This window comes from Streptomyces sp. SID5464 (assembly GCF_009862985.1).
In the GTDB taxonomy this organism is placed as follows: Bacteria; Actinomycetota; Actinomycetes; order Streptomycetales; family Streptomycetaceae; genus Streptomyces; species Streptomyces chartreusis_D.
The window spans coordinates 1-564 of sequence record NZ_WWIQ01000082.1 but is presented as its reverse complement, the minus strand read 5'-3'; the positions used below and the strand labels follow the sequence as shown (position 1 = coordinate 564).

Below are 564 nucleotides of genomic sequence, written 5' to 3'. Positions count from 1 at the left end.
ACGGCCTCGCCGGGGCCGCTGACCGAGCCGGACGCCTTGCGGAAGAAGGCGGGCGGGATGTCGCCGGTGAAGCCCGAATCCCGGGCATGGCTGCGGTAGTTGACCATCTGGGCGACCACCCGGCAGGGCGTGGTGACCGGCGAGAGCGCGACCAGGTCGGCCACGGGCCTGCCGGGCTCGCCGGAGGCGGCGGCCTCGCGGACGGAGGCGCGGTCGGCCACCAGTTCGGCGGTGGTGTCGGCCTTGGTCTCGACAGGAACGGCCCGGTCGCCGCGGACGACCCACCAGCCGTCGGCGGTGCGCAGGACATTGGTGCTCATGACATGGCTCTCTGTGAAGGGGGTCAGGAGTTGGCGGCCTTGAGCAGGCCGAACAGTCGTGCCGGGTCCATCTCGTTGTCGCCGCGCAGGGCCTCGATGACATCGCGGACCCGCTGGGGTGAGGGGCTCGCGCCGAGGAAGTCGCGGGTGGCCGGCGGCCCCCACTGGGCGAGGCCGCTCGTGGACATCGGCGCCCAGCCGGGCTCGACGTCGCAGGAGAACAGGTCGCCGTCGGCGAAGTGCT

At 73.0% G+C, this 564-nt stretch carries 2 pseudogenes; both read right to left on the bottom strand.

Annotated elements, in window-relative coordinates:
• Positions 1–320, bottom strand: a pseudogene (locus GTY47_RS39995) (fumarylacetoacetase); the annotation flags it as partial.
• Positions 321–343: 23 nt separating this feature from the next.
• Positions 344–564: pseudogene (locus GTY47_RS39990) on the bottom strand (2,3-dihydroxybiphenyl 1,2-dioxygenase); the annotation flags it as partial.